This is a genomic window from Pseudomonas bijieensis (assembly GCF_013347965.1).
Classification (GTDB): domain Bacteria; phylum Pseudomonadota; class Gammaproteobacteria; order Pseudomonadales; family Pseudomonadaceae; genus Aquipseudomonas; species Aquipseudomonas bijieensis.
This window is the reverse complement of record NZ_CP048810.1, coordinates 6,232,811-6,253,300: the sequence shown is the minus strand read 5'-3', so window position 1 is coordinate 6,253,300 and position 20,490 is coordinate 6,232,811. Positions and strand designations below refer to the sequence as shown.

7 protein-coding genes (1 of these 7 running past the window's edge) are annotated in these 20,490 nt (G+C 64.6%); 5 read left to right on the top strand and 2 right to left on the bottom strand.

Translation table 11 applies throughout. The annotated features are described in order from the left end of the window. Positions 1-216: 216 nt before the first annotated feature. The 5 genes from pvdM (at position 217) to GN234_RS27720 (ending at position 8,253) form a co-directional block, all read left to right on the top strand. A complete protein-coding gene (gene pvdM / locus GN234_RS27740; RefSeq protein WP_176689373.1) occupies positions 217-1,587 on the top strand; it encodes a pyoverdine-tailoring dipeptidase-like protein PvdM in 1,371 nt (456 codons plus the stop codon). Next, complete coding sequence (pvdN, locus tag GN234_RS27735) at positions 1,584-2,864, top strand: pyoverdine-tailoring periplasmic protein PvdN (RefSeq protein ID WP_176689372.1); 1,281 nt, start codon at positions 1,584-1,586, stop codon at positions 2,862-2,864. The genes pvdM and pvdN overlap by 4 nt, the downstream gene beginning before the upstream one ends. Positions 2,865-2,897: 33 nt before the next feature. Beyond that, the gene (gene pvdO, locus GN234_RS27730; RefSeq protein ID WP_109754556.1) at positions 2,898-3,773 is read left to right on the top strand and encodes a dihydropyoverdine dehydrogenase; all 876 of its coding nucleotides are present in this window, start codon (positions 2,898-2,900) and stop codon (positions 3,771-3,773) included. Positions 3,774-4,048: 275 nt separating this feature from the next. Beyond that, positions 4,049-5,698 carry a cyclic peptide export ABC transporter gene (locus GN234_RS27725; protein WP_163857643.1) on the top strand — a complete coding sequence of 550 codons (1,650 nt, stop codon included), beginning with the start codon at positions 4,049-4,051 and terminating at the stop codon, positions 5,696-5,698. Positions 5,699-5,802: 104 nt separating this feature from the next. Continuing rightward, positions 5,803-8,253, top strand: a complete 2,451-nt coding sequence (locus GN234_RS27720) for a TonB-dependent siderophore receptor (RefSeq protein ID WP_109754554.1) — start codon at positions 5,803-5,805, stop codon at positions 8,251-8,253. Between the two features lie 222 nt (positions 8,254-8,475). On the opposite strand, the gene GN234_RS27715 is transcribed toward GN234_RS27720, so the two are convergent. Continuing rightward, a complete protein-coding gene (locus GN234_RS27715) occupies positions 8,476-9,438 on the bottom strand; it encodes an alpha/beta hydrolase (RefSeq protein WP_176689371.1) in 963 nt (320 codons plus the stop codon). A gap of 268 nt (positions 9,439-9,706) precedes the next feature. Next, on the bottom strand, positions 9,707-20,490 hold the 3' portion of the coding sequence (locus GN234_RS27710; protein WP_233459490.1) for a non-ribosomal peptide synthase/polyketide synthase. Its footprint extends 1,765 nt past the window's final position; only the last 10,784 of its 12,549 coding nucleotides appear in the window; the start codon falls outside the window, past its right edge; it ends in the stop codon at positions 9,707-9,709.

The window sequence follows — 20,490 nt, the reverse complement described above, 5'->3', positions numbered from 1 at the left end:
ATGGATCTGGTACATCCGCGAGAAATCGGTCGACTGTCAGACCGCCATCGCGAGCAAGCTCGCTCCCACAGGTTGACCGCGTTCCAATGTGGGAGCGAGCTTGCTCGCGATGGCGGCCCCGAGCGCACCTAAATTTCCCGCCCGATCACTCGTTCTCCCCAGATAGCAAAGGCCCCCGCGCCTGTCCTTCCAAGGCGAACCTGACTGAGATCGGCAATGACAACACCTCGTTCGAAAAAGGCTCTTTTCATTGGCGTGCCCCTGGCCCTGGCGCTGGCCGTGGGTGGCGGCCTGGCGGCCTGGGACCACTGGTGGCGGGACAACCCCGGCTACCCGGTCAAAGTGATGAAAGAAGCCAGGGAACTGCACGAACGCCTGCTGTCCTTCGACAGCCACATCACCGTGCCGCTGGACTTCGGCACCGCCGGCAATGAAGCTGACAAGGACGGCAGCGGCCAGTTCGACCTGGTGAAAGCCAATCGCGGCCACCTGTCCGGCGCGGCGCTGACGGTGTTCGGCTGGCCGGAGTTGTGGAACGGGCCCAACGCGCCGCACAAGCCCACCGCCGGTTTTGTCGAGGAAGCGCGCAGCCAGCAGGAAGTGCGCTACAAGATCATCACCGGCCTGGTCCGGGACTTCCCCAACCAGGTCGCCATCGCCTACACCCCGGATGATTTCCGCCGCCTGCACGGGGAAGGCAAGTTCGCGATCTTCATCAGCATGCTCAACGCCTACCCCCTGGGCCACGACCTGAACCTGCTGGACCTGTGGACGGCGCGGGGCATGCGCATGTTCGGCTTCAGCTACATCGGCAACAACGACTGGGCCGACTCCTCGCGCCCACTGCCGTTCTTCAACGATTCGCCCGACGCCCTGGGCGGCCTGTCGGACATCGGCAAGCAAGCGGTGACGCGCCTGAACGACCTGGGCGTGATCATCGACGTGTCGCAGATGTCGACCCAGGCCCTGGAGCAAGTCGCGCAACTGAGCCGCACGCCCCTGGTGGCCTCCCATTCGGCGCCACGGGCGATGGTCGACATCCCGCGCAACCTCAGCGACAAGGAAATGCAACTGATCAAGGCCAGTGGCGGCGTGGTGCAGATCGTCGGTTTCTCCCAATACCTGCGCCCGCTGACACAAAAGACCCAGGACAAACTCAACGCCCTGCGCGAACGTTTCGACCTGCCGCCACTGCCCAACCTGGCGATGGCGCTGATGCCCGGCGACCCGATCATCGCCGCCTGGCCGGAACAGAAATTCGGCGAATACGCCGGCCAGCTCTACGCCATCCTCGAAGAAGAACCCAAGGCCAGCCTCAAGGACCTGGGGGACGCCATCGACTACACCGTGCGCAAGATCGGCATCGACCACGTCGGCATCAGCTCGGACTTCAACGAAGGCGGCGGTGTGAAAGGCTGGGAGAACGTCGGCGACATCCGCAACGTCACCGCCGAATTGCTGACCCGCGGCTACTCCGAAGCCGACATCGCCAAACTGTGGGGCGGCAATTTCCTGCGAGTCTGGGATCAGGTCCAGAAAGCCGCCCGCCCCGCTGTCGTCTCGATCCAGAAGGCGGCCCAACCATGAATGAGCGTCGTACCTTCCTCAAGCAGGCCGGGATCCTCGCCGCGGGCCTGCCGCTCGCCGCCAACCTGCCCGCCACGGCCAGCGCCGATCCTCTGCCGCCGCTGCCCAGGGATAAATGGGCGCAACTGCGCTCACTGTTCAACCAGGACCCGGACTACCTGCACTTCTCCAACTTCCTGATCACCACCCACCCGCGCCCGGTGCGCGAGGCCATCGAGCGGCACCGCGCCGCCCTGGATAAAAACCCGGGGCTGTTGATGGACTGGGATCTGGGCGTCACCGAAGAACGCGAGGAAAACGTCCGCACCTGGGCCGGCCGCTACCTGCAAGCGACGCCGAAGCAGATCGCCCTCACCGGCAGCACCACCGAAGGCTTGTCGATCATCTACGGCGGCGTCCACGTGGCGGCCGACCAGGAAATCCTCACCACCGCCCACGAACACTACGCCACCCACACCATCCTCGACCTGCGCACCCAAAGGACGGGGACACGGGTGCGCAAGATCAAGCTGTTCGAGAACGCCCACGACGCCAGCCATGAGCAGATCCTCACGGCCATCGACCGCAACATCCGCCCCGGAACCCGGGTGCTGGGCATGACCTGGGTGCACTCGGGCAGCGGCGTGAAGCTGCCGATCGACAAGATCGGCGCCCTGGTGGACAAGCACAACCAGGGCCGCAGCGATGAGCAGCGGATCATTTTTGTGGTGGACGGCGTGCACGGTTTCGGCGTCGAAGACCTCAGCTTCCCCGCCATGAATTGCGACTTTTTCATCGCTGGCACCCACAAGTGGATGTTCGGCCCACGCGGCACGGGCCTGGTGTGCAGCCGCAGCGAAGCGCTCAAGTACGTCACGCCGATCATCCCGACCTTCTCCGAAGCCACGGCGTTTTCCACCGTCATGACCCCGGGGGGCTACCACGCTTTCGAGCATCGCTGGGCGGCCGACGAGGCGTTCAAGTTGCACCTGCAACTGGGCAAGGCCGAGGTGCAGGCACGCATCCATGCCCTCAACAGCTACCTGAAAAAGCAATTGGTGGCACAGCCGCAGATCGAACTGGTCACGCCCCTGAGCCCGGAGCTGTCCGCCGGTTTCACCTTCTTCCGGGTCAAGGGTCGCGACAGCGACGAGATCGCCGCCTACCTGATGAAGAACCGGGTGATCGCCGACGCCGTGCATCGCGACGCCGGGCCGGTGGTCCGTACCGCACCGGGGCTGCTCAACACCGAAGCCGAGATCGATCGCTTCATGGGGTTGCTGGGCAAAACGCTCTGAGCCGAACCTTTTTGACCTTATCGAGAGAGATGGATGAACAGTTTTTCGCTGAAGTTTTTCCCGGCATTGGCCCTCGCCGCCCTGCTGCCCTCCGGCGCCCAGGCGTCGCAACCGGGCCAGGTTTTCCGCGACTGCAAGGACTGCCCGGAAATGGTCGTACTGCCCACCGGCACCTTCCAGATGGGCACCCCGGACGACGAAGTGGGCCGCGAACCCGACGAAGGCCCGCTGCACCCGGTGACGTTTGCCAAGCCGCTGGCGATCAGTCGCTTCCAGGTACTCAAGGGCGAATGGTTCGCCTACCTGCGCGACACCGGCTACACCATGCCCGACGGCGATGAGCGCCCCGGTCGGGCGTGCAAGGCCGGCATCCCGGACTACCAGGGCAGCGACCCGCGCAAGCAGTACACCGACCGGCACCCGGCGGTGTGCATGGATTTCGCCGAGGCCAATGCCTACGTGGCGTGGTTGTCGAAAAAGACTGGCAAACCGTATCGGCTGGTCAGCGAGTCCCTGCGCGAATACGCGGCACGCGGCGGCAGCACCGGGCCGTTCCCCTTCCCGTTCGATGAAGGCAAGGCCTACAGCATCGCCCAGCACGCCAACACCTACGGCGCGGCCGACGGCTACAACTTCACCGCCCCGGCCGGCAGTTTCCCGCCCAACGCCTTCGGCGTGTACGACATGCACGGCAACATCTACGAATGGACCGCCGATTGCTACAACGAAAACTACGTGGGCGCGCCGAGCGACGGCAGCGCCTGGCTGACCGGCAAGTGCGAGTTCAAGCGCATCCGCGGCAACGACTGGGGCGAGGCGCCGGTGTTCTCCCGCTCCGGCAACCGCAACGCGCTGGTGCCGGATAATCGGGGGGACTGGATTGGTTTTCGGGTGGCGCGGGATATGTAAATCAACCTGCCGGACACAGACAAGCTTTTGTGGCGAGGGAGCTTGCTCCCGCTGGGCTGCGCAGCGGCTCCAAGATTTTGCGGTCGCTGCGCAACCGTGCGGGAGCAAGCTCCCTCGCCACAATAATGTGTGTCAGACGGTTCCTCACTAAATGCCCTTTCCTCTCAATCGTTCTACAGGTGGGCGCGCCCCAACCCGGCGTGACGCCGTCCTCCAGCCATGCGGTGAATGCCCCGCGATGGCCTTCGCCCTTTTCATCTAGCAGGGAAACCTCCATGAGCCAACCAAAACGCGGGGTGATCAATGAATTGTTCACCCTGCTCAAACCCTTCCGGCTGATTGTCATCGGCGCCATCCTGCTGGGCATGGTCGGTGGCCTGAGCGTGACCGTGCTGCTGGCGACCATCAACCAGGTGCTGCACGCCGAAGGCGGGTTGAGCCACACCGTGGTGGGCGTGTTCGCCGGGTTGTGCCTGCTGGCCCTGGTCAGCTCCATCTGTTCCGACATCGGCACCAACTACGTCGGCCAGAAGATCATCGCCAAACTGCGCAAGGAGCTGGGGGAAAAAGTCCTCTCGGCGCCCATCCAGCAGATCGAACGCTACCGCAGCCATCGCCTGATCCCGGTGCTGACCCACGACGTCGACACCATCAGCGATTTCGCCTTCGCCTTCGCCCCTCTCGCCATCTCCCTGACCGTCACCCTCGGGTGCATGGGTTACCTGGCCATGCTGTCGTGGCCGATGTTCCTGATGATGGTCGTGGCGATTGTCATCGGCACCGTGGTGCAGTACATCGCCCGCGGTCGTGGGATCAAGGGTTTCATGGAGGCTCGCGACTCCGAGGACGAATTGCAGAAGCACTACAACGCCATCGCCGAAGGCGCCAAGGAACTGCGTATCCATCGCCCCCGTCGGCAACGCATGTTCGTCTCAGGCATCGAGCACACCGCCGACAAGATCTGCGACACGCAGATCCGCTCGGTGAACATCTTCGTGATCGCCAAGACCTTCGGCTCGATGTTGTTCTTCGTGGTGATCGGCCTGGCCCTGGCCCTGCAATCGCTGTGGCCGAGCGCCGACAAAGCGGTGATGAGCGGTTTCGTGCTGGTGTTGCTGTACATGAAAGGCCCACTGGAGCACCTGATCGGCACCCTGCCGATCGTCAGCCGTGCGCAGATCGCCTTTCGCCGCATCGCCGAGTTGTCGGAGCAGTTTTCATCCCCTGAACCGCACCTGCTGCTCAATGACCAGGGCCAGCCGAAAACCCCGGTGCAGACCCTGGAGCTGAGCAATGTGGCCTACAGCTTCCCGGCGGTGGAAGGCGTCACGCCGTTCCGCCTGGGGCCGGTGAACCTGAAGATCGACCAGGGCGACATCGTGTTCATCGTCGGTGAAAACGGCTGTGGCAAGACCACGCTGATCAAGCTGCTGTTGGGCCTGTACGCGCCGCAGCAAGGGGAAATCCGCCTCAACGACCACGTGGTGACGGCCGTGACCCGCGACGACTATCGACAGTTGTTCACGACGATTTTCGCCGACTACTACCTGTTCGACGACATCGTCCAGGGCGACACCCATATCCCGGACGACGCCAACCAATACCTGCAACGCCTGGAGATCGCCCACAAGGTCAGCGTGCGCGACGGCGCCTTCACCACCACCGACCTGTCCACCGGCCAACGCAAGCGCCTGGCACTGGTCAATGCGTGGCTGGAAGAACGCCCGGTGCTGGTCTTCGACGAATGGGCCGCCGACCAGGACCCGACCTTCCGGCGGATTTTCTACACCGAGCTGCTGCCGGACCTCAAGCGCCTGGGCAAGACCATCATCGTGATTTCCCACGACGACCGTTACTTCGACGTGGCCGACCAATTGGTGCGCATGGAAGCCGGCCGTGTCATCACCGAATTGCAATCCGCGTAAATAATCACGATTCTCATTCTGGTTTTTCCGGGGTCGTGCGTCCTAATTAAGAATTGATAACAACTACACCCCTATTAAAACTAAAACCTGCAAGAGTGAAACACATGCCAGCAACTCCGGGGATTCCACGTTTTACCAAGGCACTGATCATGCGCCGCCTGCTGCAACCAGGCTTCAGCGCCACCGCGTTCAGCCTGGCACTGGCCATGCCGTTCAGCGCGCAGGTCCAGGCACAGGAAGTCGACCTCAATATTCCGGCGCAGTCGCTGGCCAGTGCCCTGCAGGCGTTGAGCAATCAATCGAACATGCAAGTGCTCTACAGCGCCAACGATGTCCAGGGCCTGCGCAGCCAGCCGGTCAGCGGCCGGTTGTCGCCGGCCCAAGCGTTGTCGCAGATGCTGGTGGGGACCGGCGTCATGTTCACCATTCAAGGCAACACGGCCAGCGTGCGCGCCAGGACGGCGGGCGACTCGCTGGAACTGGGCGCCACCACCATCACCGGTAAATCCGTGGAGTCCGCCTACGGTCCGGTGGACGGTTACGTCGCCACCCGCAGCGCCACCGGCACCAAGACCGACACGCCGATCCTGGAGATCCCACAGACCATCAACGTGGTCACCGCCGAGCAGGTCGCCACCCAGGGCGCGCGCAACCTGACCCAGGCCCTGCGCTACACGCCGGGGCTGAACACCGGCGGCTTCACCGACCGCAACGCCATCGCCGACGAAATCACCAGCCGGGGATTCTCGCCCACGCCGCTGTACCTCGACGGGGCCTACCTGCCCTACGCCGGCAGCCTCGGCGGCGCACCGCAAATCGACCCGTACACCCTGGAACGCATCGAAGTGCTCAAGGGCCCCTCGTCGGTGCTGTACGGGCAGAACCAGCCCGGCGGCCTGATCAACATGGTCTCCAAGCGCCCGACCACGGAACAGCGCAGCCAGATCAAGCTGGGCGCGGGCAGCTACAGCCGGGTCAACGGCGCGTTCGACACCAGCGGCCCGATCGACGACCAGAAGGAATTCAGCTATCGCGTCATCGGCGTGGCGAAAAAAGGCAACCAACAGGTCGATCACACCCACAGCGAACGCATGCTCCTGGCGCCGAGCCTGACCTGGGCGCCCAACGAAGACACCTCGCTGACCGTGCTGGCGCAGATCCAGCGCGACGACGGCCTGGAGGACTATCAAGCCCTGCCGAGGATCGGCTCCCTGGAGCGCGGCCCCAACGGCCAGCGGATCGACCGGGACTTTTTCTCCGGCGATACGCGGTGGAACGACTACAAGCGTGACCAGTTCATCCTGGGCTACGACTTCAGCCACAACCTCACCGATGACCTGAAATTCCGCTCCACGGCGCGCTACACCGACGTGCGTGACCAGTACCGGGGGTTCTACCTGCGCAGCTTCGTCACCACCGGTGGCGTGACTGACCAGACCCAGGCCAACCGCGTAAAACTCGACTGGCAGCAACACAACACCGCCTACACCGTCGATAACAACGTGGAATACAAATTCAACACCGGCGCCCTGGAACACACCACCCTGGCGGGCGTGGACTATCGTCATTTCAACCGCAAGTACGACGGCTACAACGCCTACAACGTCGCGCCGATCGACCTGTACGGCAATAACAACAACTACGACACCGGCAGCGTGACCCCGACGCTGGACACCAAGTGGGACAACACCGTTCGCCAGACCGGCGTCTACCTGCAGGACCAGATCAAGCTGGACAAGTGGATCCTGACCGTGGGTGGCCGCCAGGACTGGGCCGAAGTGGACAACAAGGACCTGCTGGCGGGCACCGTTTCCTCACTGCGTGACAACAAGTTCACCGGCCGGGTGGGCCTGACCTATGTCACCGATTTCGGCCTGGCGCCGTACATCAGCTACTCGGAATCCTTCCTGCCGACCACGGGCACGGACGCTAGCGGCAACGCCTTCAAGCCGACCGAAGGCGAGCAATACGAAGTGGGCGTGAAGTACCAGCCGTTCGACAAGACGATGATTACCGCCTCGGTGTTCCAGATCAAACAGAAGAACCTGGTGACCGCCGACCCCGCCGATCCGCAGAACTCGATCCAGTCGGGCCAGGTGCGTTCACGGGGCGTTGAATTGGAAGTCAAATCCACGGTCGACAACATCGACGTCATGGCCGCTGCCACCTACCTCGACTCGTTCTACACCAAGGACAACTACGGCAACGAGGGCAACCGCAGCGAACAACAGGCTCCGTTCTCCGCCACGCTGTGGGTCGACTACCACTTCACCCAGGCCGTCCTCAATGGCCTGACCTTCGGCGCAGGCGCCCGCCACACCGGCCGCAAGCCGGGCGATGCGGCCAACTCGTTCGACGTACCGGCCTTCACCGTGTTCGACACCACCATCAGCTATGACATGGGCAAGGCCACCTCGAGCCTGCGTGGCGTCACCACCAGCCTGAACGTGCAGAACGTCTTCGACCGCGAATACGTGTCCCACTGCAACTACTCGTTCGGCTGCTACTACGGCCAGGAACGCGTGGCCTCGCTGGACGTGACCTACGACTTCTAAGCAACACCGCACACAAAAAAACCGGGCCTGGCCCGGTTTTTTTGTGCCTGCAAAATACTGAAATCACCACAAAACAACTGTGGGAGCGAGCTTGCTCGCGATGGCGGTGTATCAGGCACTTAAGTGCTGGCTGACCTGCCGCTATCGCGAGCAAGCTCGCTCCCACAGGGGATCTGTGGCCTATGCAAATTCTGAGACCACCCACAGTTGTTTTGTGGTGTTTCAGGCAGTGAGTGCAATCCGCAAGGCTTGGCTCAATTGCGCGTACACCTCGTCAATCTCCGGCACCACGCTCTGCAAACGCAGGTAGTCGTGGATCAGGCCGGTGTATTCGATCAGCTCCACGCTTACCCCCTGTTCCTGCAAGCGCCGGGCGTAGGCGCGGCCTTCGTCGAGCAGCGGGTCATGGCCGGCCAGGGCGATCAGGGCCGGGGCCAGGCCTGGGTAACCGGGTGCCAGCAACGGCGAGAAACGCCAGTCCAGGCGATCGCTGGGCTCATTGGCGTAGTGCCGGTAGAACCACTCCAGGGTTTCGCTCTCCAGCAGATACCCTTCGCCGAACAACTCGGTGGATGGGCTGCTGGTGGACGCATCGGTCACCGGGTAGCAGAGCAACTGAAAGCACGGTTGGATCGCCAGGGAGGCGGGTTCCAGGGCCGCTTGCAGCGCAAGCACCGTCGCCAGTGTCGCGCCGACGCTGTCGCCGCCGAACGCCACGCGGCTGAGGTCCAGGCCTTCGGCGCGGGCCTGCCGGGCCAGCCAGTCGAGGGCATCGGCGCCGTCGTTCAGCGGGGTCGGGAAGGTGTGTTCCGGGGCCAGGCGATAGCCCACCGACAACACCGCGCACGGCGTCCGGGCGCAGAATTCGCGGCAGACACCATCGTGGGAGTCCAGGCTGCCGACCACATAGCCGCCGCCGTGAAAGTACACCAGCACCGGCAACACCTGGGCCGCAGCCGTGGCCGGACGATACAGACGCAGGGTCAGCGGTGCACCGTCACGGGCGGTGAATGCGTGAGCGGCGCACTGCACATCCGCCGGAGCGTTCCAGCGCAATTGCCCGGTGGTACGCTCGAACGCCTCGCGGGCCTGGGCCGGCGTCGACAGGTGAAACGGCCCGGGGCCCTCGGCCTGGCTTTCTTCGGCCAGGTCGAGGAAGGCGTTGAGTTCCAGATGCAGGGACATCGCAGGGGTTCCTTGTGAAAAACCATGGGTAAAAGATGAGCCACTCAGGCTCATGCAAAACCCTGTGGCGAGGGGAGCTTGCTCCCGCTGGGCTGCACAGCAGCCCCAATGGCCAGCACCTCGGTGGGTCAGTTGTTTCGAGAGGGCTGGTTTTGGGGCCGCTTCGCAGCCCAGCGGGAGCAAGCTCCCCTCGCCACAGGTTCGGTGCTGGCTATCTTCCTCCAGGCGACGGCGGGTTCCTCATATAACGATGAACCCGCCCCCATCCTTAGGCAGCCTGCGCCACGCAGTGCTCGATCAACGCTTCCAGTTCCTCCTGGTACGCGCGCATCAATCCCTCGACAGTCTCGGCACGGTAGCGGCGGGTGCTGAAGATGCAGCGCAGCGCCAGGCGCCCGTCGTACACCTGCCCCACCACTTCCAGCCAGTTGCCCAACGCGGCATGGGGGCTGTAGCAACTGCCGTAGCTTTCCGCCGCTGGCACCAGCAACGCCTTGTCGTCGAAACTCTGGTCGAACTGCCCCAGGTAGTTGAACGTCACCCGCGCCTGGGGGGCGCGGCCCAAGGTGGCGGCCATCGGCTCGCCGCTCATGTAGCGCAACACGCCATAGCCCAACCCCTTGTTCGGCACGGCGGCCAACTGCCGCTGCACCGCCCGCACCGACGTGCCGATGTCGGCGTCCGGGCTCGGGGTCAGGCGCACCGGGAACATGCTGGTGAACCAGCCCAGGCTGCGGCTCAGGTCGATGTCCTTGACCAAGTCCTCGCGACCATGCCCCTCCAGCTGGATCAGCACCGAAGGCTGCTGGCTCCAGCGGCACAACACCCGGCTCAGCGCCGCCAGCAACACGTCGTTGATCTGCGTCTGGTAGACCGCCGGCACCTGTTTGAGCAACTGCTGGGTGTGCTGCTCCGACAGGCTCAAATGCGCGACCGACTGGTACTGCACCTGGTTCTTGCCCCGCGGGTTGTCACACGGCAACTCGCTACCCGGCTGGTCGATCTGCTCCAGCCACCAGGCTTTTTCCTGGGCCGGATAATCCCGTGCATAGGCCTGCAAGCCCTCGGCCCAGGCCCGGTAGCTGCTGGTGCGTATCGGCAGGTTCGGCGTCTGGCCGTCGCTGTAGGCCGCATAAGCGGTCTGCAAATCCTGCAGGAGCAAACGCCACGACACCGTGTCGATGACCAGGTGATGAATGACCATCAGCACACGAATCTCACCACTGCCCAAGGTCACGTGCGCGGTGCGCCACACCGGCCCGTTGTGCACATCGAGGCTGCGCTGTACCTGTTCGGCGTACAGCTCCAGCTCGGCTTCATCGGCCACCGTGTGCTGCCACAACAAGGGTTCGCTGGCCCACTGCGCCTGCATTTCCTCCAACGCCTGGTAATGTTGCAGGTGACGCCCGCCGACCTCACTGAAGCGCAGGCGTAAGGCGTCGTGCTGCTGCATCATGCCGCGCAACGCCAATTCCAGCGCCGTCAGGTTCACCCCCTGGCGGGCCCGCAGCATCAACGCCTGGTTGTAGTGGTGGGGTTCACTCATGCGCTGGTCAAACCACCATTGCTGGATCGGAATCAGGTTGAACTGCCCTTCGCCCGCCACCTGGGTCACATCCTCGACCGTCACGGCAAGCGTGTTCGAACGCTGGTCGAAAATCGCCTCGATGGTCTGGCCACGCATCAGGTCCCGCAGCTTGAGCTCCATCTTCAGCTCCGGATGGTTGCGTACCCGCGAAACCACTTGCAGGCTGAGGATCGAGTCACCGCCCAACTCGAAGAAGTTGTCGGTGATGCCCACCCGCTCGACTTGCAACACCTCGGCCCAGACCTCGGCCAGCAGTTGCTCGTCGCGGTTGCGCCCGGGCACATACTCGGCGCCCTTGAATTCCGGCTCTGGCAGGGCCTGGCGGTCGAGCTTGCCGTTCGGCGTGACCGGCAGCGCCTCCAGGCAGATGACCTGGGCCGGCACCATGTAATCGGGCAACTGCGCCCGCAGCTCGGCCTTGAGCCGATCACCGATGGCCATGCCCTCGGGGGTGACCACGTAGCCGATCAGTTGCTTGCCCGAGGCACTGTCGCGGGCGATCACCAACGCATCGCTGACGTCGTCCAACTGTCGCAAGCTGGCTTCGATTTCCCCCAGTTCGATGCGGAAACCCCGCACCTTGATCTGGTGGTCGATACGCCCGACGTAATCGAGCACCCCGTCGACACGCTGGCGCACCAGGTCGCCGCTGCGGTACAGGCGATCGCCCGGCTGGCCGAACGGGTCCGGCACGAAGCGCTCGGCACTCAGGTCCGGGCGGCGGTGATAACCACGGGCGATCCCCTCGCCACCGATGTACAACTCGCCGGCAATGCCCGGCGGCAACGGGTTGAGGTTGTCGTCCAGGACATACAAGGCGCGCTCGCCCACCGCCCGCCCGATCGGCGCGTAGGCGGCTTCGCAACGTTCGCTGGCCGGCACCTTCCACAACATGGGCGTGACCACGGTTTCCGTCGGCCCATAGCCGTTGGTGAAGCATTGCGGGCGCAGCGCCGCCTTCACTTGTTCGAAGGTCTGGTCCGGCACCGCATCGCCGCCGAAGCAGTATACCCGCACCGGCGGTGGCGCCAGCTGGCTGTGGGCAGCGTATTCGGCCAGTTGCTTGAGGTAGGCCGGCGGGAAGCAGGCGATGGTGATGCCGTGGCGGTGCAAGGCGTCGAAGGTCTGCTCCGGCGTCCACAGCGCGCCGTCGCGAATCACCAGGGTGCCGCCGCTCAATAGCGTGCTCAGCCAGCGCTCATGGGCGCCGTCGAAGGCGAACGACATGAAATGCAGCTCACGGGTGTGCTCGTCCATGTCATACAGCCCGGCGATGGCCTGGCAATGCATGCTCATCGGCCCGTGCGCCACGGCGACGCCTTTGGGTCGGCCGGTGGAGCCGGAGGTGTAGATCAGGTAGGCCAGGTTGCCACCCAGCAAGCCGCTGTGCGGCGGCAGGTCGCTGTAGCCACGGCTGTCGAAACCGTCGATGGCCAGGCGCGCCAAACCGTCGAGCTCAGGCAGGCGCCCCTGCACCCGGCTGTGGGTCAGCAACAGCGCCATGGCCGAATCTTCGATCATGAACGCCAGGCGCTCGGGTGGGTAATCGATGTCCAGCGGCACATACGCCGAGCCGCTTTTCATCACCGCCAGCAGCGCCACGACCATGTCCACCGAACGCTCCAGGGCCACGCCGACCACCACTTCCGGGCCGGCGCCGAGTTCGATCAAACGGTGGGCCAGGCGGTTGGCCCGACACTCCAGTTCGCCATAGTCCAGCGAGTCGTCGCCACACACCAGCGCCGTGGCCTGTGGACGCGACCGGGCATGCCGGCCAATCATTTCCGGCAGCAACTGCGCCTGATAGCAGCCGTTCGGTGCCGCGCTCCATTGCTCGAAGGCCTGCCACTGCTCCAGCGACAAGCGCTGCAGGTTGCCCAGGCACGCGTGGGGCGCATTGATCATCGCTTCCAGGGTGTCTTCCAGGGTCCGGCGGATTCGCTCCACCGCTTCGACACTGAAGGCGTTGCGCAGGAACAGGTACTCGATGGACAGCGTTTCACCCAGGTTGACCGCCAGGTCCATCGGGAAGTTGGTCACGTCATGATTGCGCGACTCGCCGAAACTCAGGCCGGTGTCCTGCTGGTCGGCCAGGCGTTCGTCGATGGGGTAGTTCTCGAACACGATGATGCTGTCGAACAAGCCCTGCCCGCCCAGGCCCGACCAGCGCTGGATGTCCGCCAGTGGCGCATGGGAATGCTCACGGAGGTCCAGGTTGTAGGCCTGCAACTGCTGCAGCCATTGATCCAGCGGCTGCTCCGGGTCCAGGGTCTGGATCACCGGCAAGGTGTTGATGAACAGGCCAAGGATGTTGTCGGCGTTGACCAGCCCCGCCGGACGCCCGGCGACGGTGGCGCCAAAGACCACGGTGTTTTGCCCGGTGAAGCGCTGCAGCAACAGCAGCCACGCCCCTTGGATCAAGGTGTTCGGTGTGATCTGCAAGGCGCGGCAGGCCTGTTGCAGCCGCGCGGTCTGCGCTGCGTCCCAGCGCGAATACAGCGCCTCGTGCCCCGGCAATGCCGCGACATGCCGCGGGAACATCGCCTGGTTGAGGGAGGTCGCCTGTTCCAATGGGTCGAGGCGGCTGCGCCAGAAGCGCTCCAGCGCACCCTGGTCCTGGCGTTGCAGCCATTCGATGAATTCGCGGTAGCGACCATTGCGGCTTGGCACCTGCCCATGGGCGTAGAACTGCAACACCTCACCGAACAAGCGCGAACTGCTCCAGCCGTCCATGAGGATGTGATGGCAGGTCCAGATCATCTGGTAACGGTCGTCTTCCAGGCGCAGCAACAGCACCCGTTGCAAGGGCGCACGGCTCAAGTCGAAACCGGCCAGGTAATCGGCGGTCGCCCGGGCGCTGATGGCCTGCTCGCTGATGTCCTGTCCACGCCAGTCTTCGATCTGCAACGGCAACTCAACCTGGCGATGAACGATTTGTACCGGCGTGCTCAAGCCATCCTGCCAATGGAAACTGGTGCGCAGGATGTCCTCGCGCTCGATCACCGCGGTCCAGGCCCGGGCGAAACGCTCGGTGTCCAGGCCGTGTACCGGCAGGCTGATCTGGTTGATGTACAAGCCGGAGCTGTCGTCGGCCAGGGTGTGGAACAGCATGCCGTCCTGCATCGGCGACAGCGGGTAGATGTCCTCCACCTGGGCCACGGGCACCGGCAGGCCGTTGAGTTGCGACTGGCTCAGGCGCGCCAGCGGGAAGTCGGAAGGTGTCAGGCCCTGGTGCCCGTCGGTGCAGCAGTGGTCGATCAGTTGTTGCAACGCCACCGCGTAGGCATCGGCCAACTGCTGGAGCGTGGCCTCGTCGAAGACATCGCCACTGAAAGTCCAGTCCAGGGACAACTGGCCGTTGAAGATCCGCCCGTCGAGGGTCAGCCAGTTGCCCAGCGCCACGTCATCGCCGTGCCCTGCGCCACTGCCCTCCTCGCTTGGCACGAACAGCGCCTGCTCATCGAAGCTCTGGTCGAACTGCCCCAGGTAGTTGAAGGTGATGCGCGCTGGCGGCAGTTTTGCCAGCCGCTGCTGGACCGCTTCGGCACCGAGGTAGCGCAGGACGCCGTAGCCCAGGCCCTTGTTCGGCACCGCGCGCAGCTGTTCCTTGATCCGCTTGATGGACTCGGCGGGGTCGCTGGCCGGTGTCAGCAACACCGGGAACAGGCTGGTGAACCAACCGACGGTGCGGCTCAGGTCGATGCCATCGAACAGCTCTTCGCGGCCATGGCCTTCGAGCTGCACCAGGCAGGCCGGTTGCCCGGTCCATTGGCAGACCACTTGCGCCAGGGCGCTGAGCAGCAAATCGTTGACCTGGGTGCGATAGGCCGTCGGCGCTTGCTTGAGCAGACGCTGGGTCTGGGTAGCGTCCAGGCGTGTGCTCACCGAACGGCCATGGGCCGCGGCCTGGCTGCCTTCGGGACGGGCCCGTGGTAACGGCGGCAGAGGCTGATCCAATTGCCCGACCCAGTAATCCAGTTCCTTGTTCAGGGTTTCGCTGTGGGCGTAGTCCTGCAACTGAGCGGCCCAGGCCTTGAACGCCGTGGACTTGCCCGGCAAGGCCGGCACCTGGTTCGCCCGTAATTGGCGGTAGACGTTTTGCAGGTCTTCCAGCAGCACCCGCCACGACACGCCGTCCATGACCAGGTGATGAATCGCCAGGTGCAGGCGCGAACTGCCGTCCTGCACCGCGATCAGGCTGCAGCGCAGCAACGGGCCGTGCTGCAGGTCGAGGCTGCGTTGCGCCTGGTCGGCGATGGCGACGATCTCGGCGGCGTTCTGGGCGGTGCGCTGCCAGATCTCCAGCGGTTGCTCATCCACGGCCTGATGGCTGGCGTGCCAGCGGCCATCGTCGGCCTGGGTGAACCGCAGGCGCAGGGCATCGTGATGGGCCACCACGTGCTGGAGGGCCTGTTGCAGATGCACGATGTCCAACGGTTCGCGCGGAGTCAGCAGGACCGATTGATTCCAGTGGTCGCGGTGCGGGATATCGCTGGCGAAAAACCAGTGCTGCATCGGCACCAGCAAGCTGTCGCCGGTGACCGGTGCCAGGTCGATCACCGCCTCATCGGCCACCATGGCGACCCGCGCCAGGGCCTGGATGGTCTGGTGCAGGAACAGGTCCTTGGGAGCCAGGCCGATGCCTTGGGCACGCGCCCGACTGACCACCTGGATCGAGTTGATCGAGTCGCCACCCAGGGCGAAGAAGTTGTCGGCGGTGCCCACCCGCTCGACGCCGAGCACCCCTTGCCAGATCTCCACCAGCGCCCGCTCGATGGCGTTGACCGGTGCCGTGAATGCTTCTTGGCGTTCGGCCAGGTCCGGCGCCGGCAGCGCCTTGCGGTCGAGTTTGCCGTTCGGGCTCAGCGGCATGTGTTCCAGGCGGGTCAGGTGCGTCGGCACCATGTGTTCCGGCAGGTTCAGGCGCAAATGGACCAGAAGCGCTTCACGCAGCAGCGACCAATCACCGGTTGCCTCGGCCTGGACGACCACGTAGCCGCTCAGCACCTTGCCGCTGCGGCTGTCCTGGGCCACCACCACCGCTTCGCGCACCGCCGCATGTTCAAGCAGGCGCGCTTCGATCTCGCCCAATTCGATACGGAACCCGCGGACCTTCACCTGATGGTCGATCCGGCCGATGTAGTCGATCACCCCGTTCGGGCGATAGCGCGCCAGGTCGCCGGTGCGGTACAGCCGCTCGCCGGCCACGAACGGGCTGGCGACGAAACGCTCGGCGGTCAGTTCGGGGCGGCGGTGATAACCACGGGCCAGGCCCTGGCCGCTGAGGTACAGCTCGCCGTTGACGCCGCTCGGCACCGGGTTCAGTTCATCGTCGAGGATGTAGGTCATCAGGTTGGCAATCGGCTCGCCAATCGGCACCGCATCGCGCCCTTCGTCGCGGCAGGTCCAATGGGTCACGTCGATGGCCGCTTCGGTCGGACCGTACAGGTTATACAGCCGGGCATCGGGCAACTTGGCGAACACCTGCTGCTGGGCATCCACCGGCAGGGCTTCGCCGCTGCAGACAATACGGGTCAGGCTGGTGCAACGACTGACGTTGGCGTCGAGCACGAACGCTTGCAGCATCGACGGCACGAAATGCAGGGTGGTGATGCTTTCCCGTTCGATCAGGCTGACCAGCTTCTGCGGATCGCGATGATCCCCCGGTGCCGCGACGACCAGGCGCACGCCCGTCATTAGCGGCCAGAAGAATTCCCAGACCGACACGTCGAAACTGAACGGGGTCTTCTGCAAGACACTGTCGCCCGCCTCCAGGCCATAGGCCTGTTGCATCCAGCACAAGCGGTTGGTCAGCGCGCCATGGCTGTTGCCGGCGCCCTTGGGCTTGCCGGTGGAGCCAGAGGTGTAGATCACATAGGCCAGGTTCTCGGCGACGACCCGGGAAGGTGGGTTGTCGGTGGGATAGTCCCGCAGCCAGGCGTCGTCCCCATCCAGCACCAAGGGGGTGACACCGCCCCCTGTGGGAGCGAGCCTGCTCGCGATAAGGCCCTCACCTTCAACATCACTATTGACTGAACCACCGCCATCGCGAGCAAGCTCGCTCCCACAGGACAGCGGTAGTTGGTTGAGCAACGAGCTTTGGGTCAGCAGCAGCTCGATGCCGCTGTCCTCGATCATGTAGGCCAGGCGCTCCGGCGGGTACTCCGGGTCCAGCGGCACGTAGGCGCCGCCGGCCTTGAGGATCGCCAGCAGGCCGACGACCATCTCCACGCTGCGCTGCACCGCGATGCCCACCAGCACATCCGGGCCGATGCCGCGGGCGATCAGGGCACGGGCCAACTGGTTGGCGCGGGCGTTGAGTTGGGCATAGCTCAGCGATTGCCCTTCGAACACCAGTGCCTCGGCGTGCGGGTCACGCTCGACCTGGGCTTCGATCAACTGATGCACCGGAACATGGTTCGGGTAGTCGGCGTAGGTGCGGTTCCAGTCCTCGACGATCACGCGCCGCTGTGCCCCGTCCAGCATCGGCAGTTCGGCGATGCGCTGGGTCGGGTTGGCGACGATGGCGCGCAACAGGTTCAGCCAGTGCTCGCCCAGGCGGGCGATGGTGCCCGGTTCGAACAGGTCGCGGGCATAGGTCAACGCGGCGCTGAGGCCATCGGCGTATTCGAAGGTGTCCAGGGTCAGGTCGAACTGCGCGGTACCTGAGTCCCAGGTCAGTTGCTCCAGGCTCAGGCCCGGCAACGCCGACAGATCCCGGCGGGCCTCGCTGGCATGGTTGAACATCACCTGGAACAACGGCGTGTGACTCAGGTTGCGCGCCGGTTCCAGCCGTTCCACCAGTTGTTCGAACGGCAGGTCCTGGTGGGCCTGGGCGCCCAGTGCGCGTTGCTTGACCTGATCGAGCAACTGGTCGAACCGCAGGTTGCCGTCGATGTCGGCCTTGAGCACCTGGGTGTTGACGAAGAAGCCCAGCAGGCGCTCGGTTTCCTCCCGGTTACGGTTGGCGATCGGCACGCCGACGCGGATGTCGTCCTGGCCGCTGTAGCGGTGCAGCAAGGTCTGGAAGCCGGCGAGCAAGAGCATGAACAGCGTGCTGTTGTGTTGCTGGGCCAGGCGCTTGAGGCCTTCGGCCAAAGCCGGCTCGATGACGATGGGCAGCCGTGCGCCCCGATAGCTTTGCTGGGCCGGGCGCGGATGGTCGGTCGGCAGTTCGAGAATCGGTTGTTCGCCGCCCAACTGCTCGAGCCAGTAATCGAGTTGACGTTGTTGCTCCCCCGCCGCCAGCCATTGCCGCTGCCAGTGGCCGTAGTCGGCGTACTGGATCAGCAGCGGCGCCAGCGCCACGGGCTGGCCCTGGCTGAAACCCGCGTACAACTGCAGCAGGTCGTCGACCATGATCTGCATCGACCAGGCATCGGACACGATGTGGTGCTGGGTCAGGATCAGCACATGCTCATCAGCCCCCAGTTGCAACAACTTGACCCGCAGCAACGGACCGCGCTGCAAATCGAACAATCGTCGGGTTTCGGCTTCGATCAAGCCGCGCAAGGCCTGTTCATCGATACCGGCGTCCACCGATTCCACCGCCAGGGTCAGCGGCGCCGGTGCATCGATCACTTGCAGGGGACGCTCATTGTCGAGCACGAAGCGGGTCCGCAGGCTCTCGTGACGCGCCACCAGTGCATCGAAGCTCTGTTGCAACGCGGCACGGTCGAGGGCACCGCGCAAACGCAGCGCGGCGGGAATGTGATAGGCGCTGCTGGTGGGTTCCAGTTGCCAGAGAAACCACTGCCGCTGCTGGGCGTACGAGAGCGCCAGTGGCTGGTCGCGAGGAATACGGGGGATGCTCGGCTCATCATTCGCCGACGCCGTGCCCAGGGCCTCGACAAACGCTCGCAGGCTGTTGTGGGCGAACAACAGGCGCAACGGCACCTGGATATTCAGTTGCTGGCGAATCCGCGACATCACCTGGGTGGCCAGCAAGGAATGGCCGCCCAGTTCGAAGAAGTTGTCATCCAGGCCCACCCGCCGGACCTTGAGGATATCGGCCCAGATCGTCGCCACCGCCTGCTGCACGGAGGTCTGCGGCGCGACATAGGTTTTCTGCCACTGGCTGGCATCGGGCTTGGGCAACTGCTTGCGATCCAGCTTGCCGTTGGGCGTCAGCGGGAAGCGCGGCAACAGCACCACGTGGGCCGGCACCATGTAGTCGGGCAGGTTGACCTTGAGCCCTGCGGTGAGGCTGTCACGCAGGTCGCTCTGGGCGGTGGCGTCCAGGTCATCCAGTTCGGCGGTTGGGACGATGTACGCCACCAGCGCCTGGCCGCCCGGCGCGTCCTGGGCCAGCACCGCCGCTTCGCGCACGCTGCCCTGTTCCAGCAGGCGCGCCTCGATTTCCCCCAGTTCGATGCGGAACCCGCGGATCTTCACCTGGTGGTCGATGCGCCCGAGGTATTCGAGGATGCCGTCGGCACGCTGGCGCGCCAGGTCACCGGTGCGATACAGGCGCTCGCCGGCGACAAACGGATGGGGCACGAAACGTTCCGCGGTCAGCGCCGGACGCTGGAAATAACCCCGGGCCAGGCCCTGGCCGCCGATCAGCAATTCACCGGCCACGCCATAGGGCACCGGCATCAGGTCGGCACCGACGATGTACAGCGTGGTGTTGTCGATGGGGCCGCCCAGCCACGGTTGCGCAGCCTGGGTTTGCAACGGGTGCAGGGCCGACCAGATGGTGGTTTCCGTCGGGCCGTAGAGGTTCCACACTTCACCGCCAAGGGCGAGCATGCGCACGGCCAGTTCCCGGGGCAGCGCCTCGCCACCGCACAGGCACTTGCAGCCGCGCAAACCCTGGGCGTGCTCGTTGTCCAGCAACATGCGCCAGGTCGACGGCGTGGCCTGGACCACGTTGACCTGCTCCGCCGCGATCAGCGCCAACACCGCGTACGGGTCCTGGGCGATGTGTTGGCCGGTCAGTACGATGCACGCGCCGACCATCAGCGGCACGTAGATTTCCAGGCCGAAAATATCGAACGAGAACGTGGTCAGCGACAACGCCCGGTCCTGGGCGGTCATGCCCGGCGCCTTGGCCATGCTCGCGACGAAATTGGTCAGCGCGCCGTGGCGCACCATCACGCCCTTGGGCTTGCCGGTGGAGCCGGAGGTGTAGATCGCGTAGGCCAGGTGCTCCGCGTCCAGATGCGTCGCGGGCGCCTCGCAGGCATAGCCGTCGAGCCAGTCACCCTCCTGGTCCAACACCAGCGTGGTGATGCCAACACCGGCCCCTGTGGGAGCGAACCTGTGGGAGCAAAGCTTGCTCGCGATAGCGTCGGCACACCCACCATCACCATTGACTGAACTACCGCCATCGCGAGCAAGCTTTGCTCCCACAGGCTCGCTCCCACAGGGTGCCGAGAATCGGTTGAGCAGCGAGTTCTGGGTCAGCAGCAGCTCGATGCCGCTGTCTTCGATCATGTAGGCCAGGCGGTCCTGGGGGAACG